This is a genomic window from Thalassospira sp. CH_XMU1420-2 (assembly GCF_037029325.1).
In the GTDB taxonomy this organism is placed as follows: Bacteria; Pseudomonadota; Alphaproteobacteria; order Rhodospirillales; family Thalassospiraceae; genus Thalassospira; species Thalassospira povalilytica.
The window spans coordinates 1-6,335 of record NZ_JAYMEG010000012.1 but is presented as its reverse complement, the minus strand read 5'-3'; the positions used below and the strand labels follow the sequence as shown (position 1 = coordinate 6,335).

7 protein-coding genes are annotated in these 6,335 nt (G+C 53.4%); 3 read left to right on the top strand and 4 right to left on the bottom strand.

What is annotated here, in order from left to right:
- Positions 1 to 64: 64 nt before the first annotated feature.
- On the bottom strand, positions 65 to 1,945 hold the full coding sequence (locus tag WA429_RS20580; protein ID WP_336107815.1) for a DUF4942 domain-containing protein: 1,881 nt from the start codon (positions 1,943 to 1,945) through the stop codon (positions 65 to 67).
- Here WA429_RS20580 and WA429_RS20575 point away from each other — a divergent pair.
- Positions 1,913 to 2,533, top strand: coding sequence for a hypothetical protein (locus tag WA429_RS20575; RefSeq protein ID WP_336107814.1), 621 nt, complete (start codon positions 1,913 to 1,915; stop codon positions 2,531 to 2,533). The two genes, WA429_RS20580 and WA429_RS20575, sit on opposite strands and share 33 nt — an antisense overlap.
- A 10-nt stretch (positions 2,534 to 2,543) precedes the next feature.
- Complete coding sequence (locus WA429_RS20570) at positions 2,544 to 3,002, top strand: helix-turn-helix domain-containing protein (protein WP_336107813.1); 459 nt, start codon at positions 2,544 to 2,546, stop codon at positions 3,000 to 3,002.
- Between the two features lie 255 nt (positions 3,003 to 3,257).
- Here WA429_RS20570 and WA429_RS20565 read toward each other — a convergent pair whose 3' ends face one another.
- From WA429_RS20565 to WA429_RS20555, 3 genes are read right to left on the bottom strand one after another with little or no spacing between them, the layout of a single operon-like run.
- Positions 3,258 to 3,803 carry a hypothetical protein gene (locus tag WA429_RS20565; RefSeq protein ID WP_336107812.1) on the bottom strand — a complete coding sequence of 182 codons (546 nt, stop codon included), beginning with the start codon at positions 3,801 to 3,803 and terminating at the stop codon, positions 3,258 to 3,260.
- A 3-nt stretch (positions 3,804 to 3,806) separates the two neighbouring features.
- Complete coding sequence (locus WA429_RS20560; RefSeq protein WP_336107811.1) at positions 3,807 to 4,316, bottom strand: hypothetical protein; 510 nt, start codon at positions 4,314 to 4,316, stop codon at positions 3,807 to 3,809.
- A 26-nt stretch (positions 4,317 to 4,342) separates the two neighbouring features.
- Positions 4,343 to 5,041 (bottom strand): hypothetical protein, encoded by a 699-nt coding sequence (locus WA429_RS20555; RefSeq protein WP_336107810.1) that lies wholly within the window; start codon positions 5,039 to 5,041, stop codon positions 4,343 to 4,345.
- Positions 5,042 to 5,408: 367 nt separating this feature from the next.
- On the opposite strand from WA429_RS20555, the gene WA429_RS20550 reads away from it, so the two are divergent.
- The gene (locus WA429_RS20550) at positions 5,409 to 6,077 is read left to right on the top strand and encodes a hypothetical protein (RefSeq protein ID WP_336107809.1); all 669 of its coding nucleotides are present in this window, start codon (positions 5,409 to 5,411) and stop codon (positions 6,075 to 6,077) included.
- The last annotated feature ends 258 nt before the right edge of the window (positions 6,078 to 6,335 follow it).

The following is a 6,335-nucleotide window of genomic DNA, read 5'->3' as shown; positions in this document are numbered from 1 at the left end:
CTCACCGCGAAAAAACACAGGGGATTCTGCCCTCGAACGTGACCGGTCGGAGGGCAGGTTGGGGTCAAGTCTCTTTGGTGCGGATCGTCAAAAGAACAGTGTTCACGTTGGTGCCAACATCGCTGAAGGACCGCTCGGGCAAATCTTCAAACCGACCTCCCAGCTGCTTGACGAGCTTCTGGAAAGCGATGGATTTCTTTGTTTCGCGAAACTCGGTGGCTGCGGACATTACGGTGCAAAGAATGCCACCGGGCTTTAAGAATTTGAGCGCATGCACGACGTGATCAATATCTCGTTCCCGGTCAAATGGCGGGTTCATGCCGATGCGGTCATATAGATTGTCCGGATCTGGCGACAGATCGAGGAAATTGGCCGTGGTCACTTTGTTGTAGAGTTTAGATGCCTTCAGCTCCATGGCCAGCTGGGGTTGGATCTCGACGCAATCGACGAGCGCGCCCTCTTCCTCTGCAGCATAACTGGCGAGTGCTCCCGTACCCGCTTGCGGTTCGAGAAAACGCAATTGAGTATCATCGGGCCGACGATACATCATCAAACGTTCAAACAAGCGATTGCGAATGAGGTCCGGCGTAGGAAACAGGCCAAAGTTCTTTGCCGGTGTGAGTTTGGCGTCGAAGAGGTCGTCTTGGGAAGTGTCGCGGTGCTTCGTGTCCTGTGGGATGGGGGCACCATAGTATTCTCCGAGATGGCGATTGACCTCGTTTAAGAGATCATCGCGTCTGAAATAGATATGGACGTTGCCATTCAGGAAAACGCGAACACGGAAATATTCATTTTCAAAGTAACCTTGCCGAGCCCGGCCCCATGAACCTGCAACGTCGGGTACACCAACAACGACACTTGCATACTCCTCCGGAATTTCTTTGCCATCGAGGATGAAAAACACGCGCTCGATGTCCCGAAGAAGGTCATCCATATACCGGTGTGAGGACCAATGACGAAAATCATCCAGTGCTCTATCCAAGATAACGCGGCTTCCAATCTTCCAGCCATCATGGCTCTTGAAACGTCGGTCTAACGACGAAAAACTTGTCGCTATCGAACGCTGAAAAATGGTGGTGTACTGGAGATAAATTTCCTCAAGCGTCGCCTGAACATTGTCATAGGTGACTTCAGGCGGATCACGGAGCAATTGCTCGCGGAACTCGCGGCGGGCGATGCGGTCCATCAGCTTGAGCACACGGGTATGTTCCACAAGGTAAGCCCAAACGTCTGTGTCGACCATGTGTCTTGCCGCGCTCAGGTATTCCTCGCGGCTTGGTGCGGAAATCGATACCAAGAGACTACGGGCCTGATCGTCGATGTGCTGATTGTAACTGTTTACGATTGGCGCACAGTCTCCACGCACCTGGTAAGCCTGTTTGATCGCGTCTTGTGCTTCCTCGATCTTGTCGTAGGCCGCCGCGTATTCTTCGAGAACATGATCGCGCTTGTTGCAGATCGCTTCGATGGTGAGGCGGGGAACGATGTTGGCCGCGCTGGCCATATCTGGATCAATGTAAGTCATGATGTGTGTCTCCTTCAGCCAGGAGAGAGTGCGCCAGCGAGCACACTGAGAACAGAAGAGCTCCAGATAAAAAAAGAGCGGGCAAGTCACGAGGACTGCCCGCTTGGAGTTGGAAGTTGCAGGGAGGTCAGAAGGGAAACCTGCCTTACAAACGATACCTAGCACCCGTCGCGCATGGGCTTGTGTCGATAGATGCAGAAATTCGAACGCAAGCGACATTTCGGCAGAATAGTTATCGGTAACAATCCTTATCGAAGTTGAGCGTGCTTTTTCCTCGAAAAGGTTCTTGGTGTTTTTCCGCTGGGAGCTCCTGTGGATGCTGCCGTTGAACTGACCGAAAATGTTCGGGACGCGCACCAAGGCGCGGGCTAAATCGGAGAGATGACCATGTCGATCGTGCAGCTGGATCTGCTGGGCCAATTGGCTCCGCTTCAATTCCAGAGTATCGCGCAAGCTGCTCTGGCACTGGAGGCTTATCAAACACCAAGATGGGCGGCTGAAGCGGGACTATCGGCAGTGCCGTTACAGAAGCGTGTGCTCGATCCCTGCGTGGGTAGGGGCATTCTCGCGCAAACGGCACTCGCGCGTGGCCATGAAGTTCGTTCGGCCGATATCTATGAATGGGAGTATGACGGTCCACGCACTCTCACGGATTTCTTAAATCCTGAAGCGAACGGTTTGGTCGATGGTTGGGAGCCCGGCTCCTTTGACGTTTTCGTCAATCCACCTTTCTCATTGGCCTGCGAATTCATCGATCGGGCCTTCGAGCTCGGCGCAAGAAAGGTGCTTTGTTTTCAGAGGTTCTCTTGGCTTGAAAGCGACGATCGCCACTCCTGGTGGGATAGTGCACATTGTAAGACGGTGTATCTGTGTGCGAAAAGAGCAACGTGCTGGGGGTTCCACATCCCTCCAGAGAAGCGTAAGAGCTCATCTCCAACTGCACATGCGTGGTACGAATTTGAGCGTGGTTGGATGGGTGAACCGCAGTTGAAGCGGCTTTATCACTAAGGAAGAACCAATGAGTGAGAAAGAGGCCAAAGCAGTCCTAGCCAAACCGAGAAGACGTCGAACCAGTGTAGCCAAAGATGGACCAAACGAGGTTGATGTTATCGTGGGGGAGAGGATCCGACAGCATCGGGTCCTGAGAGGCGTAAGTCAAACCGGGCTGGGAGAGAGTGTCGGCGTCACGTTTCAGCAGATGCAGAAGTATGAGAAGGGTGTCAACCGAGTATCGGCATCCCGACTATACCAGATTGCGAAAATTCTGGAGATCGATATTGCCTCGCTCTTCCCCTCTGAAGAGGAAGATAGCGAGGACGGCCTGAACCAGCTTCAAAAGCAAGCGGTCGCCATCGACCGTCGGATACTAAACCTGGTTCGGTTCTACTCACAGATCGCCAATGAAGATACGCGTGACCGGATTTATGATTTGATCAGAGAGTTGTCGACAGCAAGCAGAGAGCTCGACCAGGGTTAAGGCTGCATGTCACCCTATCGCGGCTTCGGCATCTGCTTGGACGCAGATACCGCGTGACTTCCCCATAATAGACAGCTCCAGCGTGTCGAGATGCGCATTCGCATAGCTAAGAACCAGCACACAGCGAGCCGTGCTGAGTATTGCTTGTTCTGCCTCGGCGCGACAACTGACGTAGACCGTGGTTGGTGCGGTGTTCTCGGTTATAGGCATTTCAGGTCTTCGTCAGTTATCGTGCATCCAGCGATGGGGTTCAGGTCATGCGCTTTGCTTGACCGATGACCGCAGGTGATCGGGGTAAACATCAATCCGATCGCCTCGCAGATAGTGTGTAATTAGTCGCACCAAGGGGTTTGTCGGTTCCAGTCGACCGGCCCGGTGAATCGCAAGAAGTACCGCATCCGCCAAGGTGCTGCCACTCGCACACATTGAACAGATCGCATCACCATCGGTGTTGTTAGGATCCTCATCACCAAAGCCGTCACAGCTTGGGCAAGGTTCACTGAACAGGTTCGAGAGCTGCTCCGGGCCAATGATCCCGGCAACCCTGTTCGGAGCATTGTCATTTGGCACATAGTCGCTACCGTCGAACGGCACGATTAGACCATCACCGCTTACAATAGCGCGTGCCTTACTGACATCGAGACACCCATCAGTTTCGTCGAGACAGTCATCATCTGCGAGATAGATGTTATGCTGGCGGCCATCGTCATCTTGTTTGCGCAAGATGGTGATCGCGTTCGTAAACTGCAGGTCACTGGCCACGACCCGACCTATCTGGTCAGTTACCATAAACTTGAGCACGCCTTATTCTCCTGTCCCGTCGGTCTCGTAAAAATTTAGCTCGCCACCTTCGTCAAATGCTTGAAGGTCTTCGGGGCAATCCTGACCTTCATGCGTGGCCGCCAGTTGAAGTTCAAGGGCATAGTCGATGGCAAAATCCACGAAGCGAACGGAATAGTGGGTCGCAAGGCTCTCACCCAAAGCACGAAACTGCTCAGCAAAGGCCTTGGCGGCCGAGGTAACGGTCGGGCTATCGATAAGATCATGCTGCATCAGGAAGCATGAAATATTCAGACCCAGCTCGTCACATCCAAACCGGATGGTTTCAGGCACTTCTTTGAACTGCATTGGGCAAAGCACGGCGTGATCATCCGTGTAAACGAGAGCGCGGCGTTCAACACCGTAGTGCGTGGCGACCGCATTGCACAGGTTCTCGATAGCGGCTTCAGCTTGAGCGGTTAGTGTGGCAACTGCCGTGCCGGAAAACATGGCTTTGCGCTCAACAAGCGACCCGATTGATACATAAATGGCCATAATTGAAATAGCTCCAAAGGATACGATCAAAACAGTGAGAGTTGTTCGGTGGGGGTATGGCCAACGGGCGAGGCCCAATGCGCAGCAGCGACAGCCGGATCTAGTTCAATCTCGCTATCAAGCGTGTAGCTGGGGTCAATCGACGTGAACTCGATTGTGTCCCGGTTCTGCCAGCACAAGTAACGGCTCTCGCCATAGCAAGCGATGGGATGACCCTGACAGGTGCGCCACACGACCCCATGCTCTTCACGCTCTCGATTGCGTGTGCAACCAAGTGCGTTGCTCTCGAAAAGCTTTGCTTCATGGGCTTTGGCAACTTCGAGGTAAAGCCGATCTTCGGGCAAATCGCGAAGAATATGGGTCCGCTCCTGGCACACGTAGCTTTTCCCGCGATGTGTGACAATCAATCCGGTCATGTCACCGCGTTCACGCTCGCCGTTTTTGATCGCGTCTTCGTCGTGATAGAGGATGGTCGTCTTACCGGTGTAAGCATCGAGTGGGCATAGCCGGTACGCACCGATGTACGAAGAACGCAAATTGGAAAACGAACCAAAACAGACGCAGAAAGCGGTGTAGAGATGAGCGCCAAGCGGCTCGACTTTCACTGAAACCGGCTTTTCCGCCCCGGGCTTCATCTTCATGGTTTGCTCGTTGATACGGACCAAATCACAGGCCTTGGTGAGGCGCTGCCACTCTTCAGCGGGGACAACAATCGACTTGTGCATGATCACTCCTGCTCAGGTTTTTGCGAAAGCGGTGATCTGCTCTCGCTCTGTGTTTCTGCATTCTGTCTACCGGCAGATAGAGTTGGCTTCCACTGGAGCTCTGGCGGAAAAAATAGCCAATACGTTGGGTCTTCAAAAAATGGGGATTGTCAGAAATGGAAGTCTTGAGATAACCTCTGCCGACTACTCAGCACTTTGCTGAATTGCGATCTGACTTCCTTTGGAGTTTGATCAAAAGAGCGAAAAGCCTTTGGTTTTCGTTCCGTCCCGCCGAACATATCGGCGCTATACCACCACCCGCCAGGGACATTTGATCCCTGTTTGGGGGTGAAGTGTGTCCCTGGCTTTGCCAAGAGGACATTTCACCATGAATTTCGATCAAAACATCTTCGCCGGAACAGCAATCCTTTTGGACGATCCATTCTGTGATCGGACCGGCCGAGGGCTTGAACGTATTACGTTCAAGCTGAAGCACAGCTATGGCAAACAAGAAACTTATTTCTTGTGTGTCGCCTACGGCGAACTGGCAATCCAATTGAACGAGCGGAATTACGAGCAAGGCATGCTCCTTAGCTTCTCCGGCGCGATCAAGTTGGTAACGCCAGATCAGGGTAATTCTTACCTTCAGTGCAATGTGGACCGCATGTCTGCGCTTGCACATTACACTAAACCAACTGATGGAACGCGCGCTCCGGCTGATCATTCAGACCAAAACGCGCCCCACAAGCCGGGACCATTCGATCAATTCGAAAATGGTAGCGGCACCCATGCTGGCAACCAAACGGTCCAGCAGCACCGCGGACAGTCGCAACAGCGTCGCCCGCAAAACAATCCGCCCCAGAACACCCGCACAAGTCAGCCACGCAGTGGTCACGGCTTTAGCGGCGTACCTGGCGCGAACGGCAACACACACATCGACAAAGGGCCGTTCCCGCAGTCACGAACGCTCGCCGCAACCCCGAAAGACCGTGCTCCGATGAGTGCGGATCCGTGGGGTTCCAACGGTATGCGTCAAGCTGCAGCCAATGGCTTCTAAGGCATGCGCATCGTTTTCGCTGTGCTGGCCTTGATTGTCGGCATGTTGTTATCAATCGAGCATGAGCCACACACCTATGTGATGAGCTCGAAGGACCGGACGGAGCGCCCTGTTATTCAGCGCCATTACTATCCGCCCAGTCCGTAAAAATCCCATCCGGGGACACGTTAGTCCCCATGGGGGTGATGTGTCCCTTTGCCGAGAGCTAAGGAGACACACCATGACTTCAACCACCCTTAACTCAAGGGCCAAATTCGT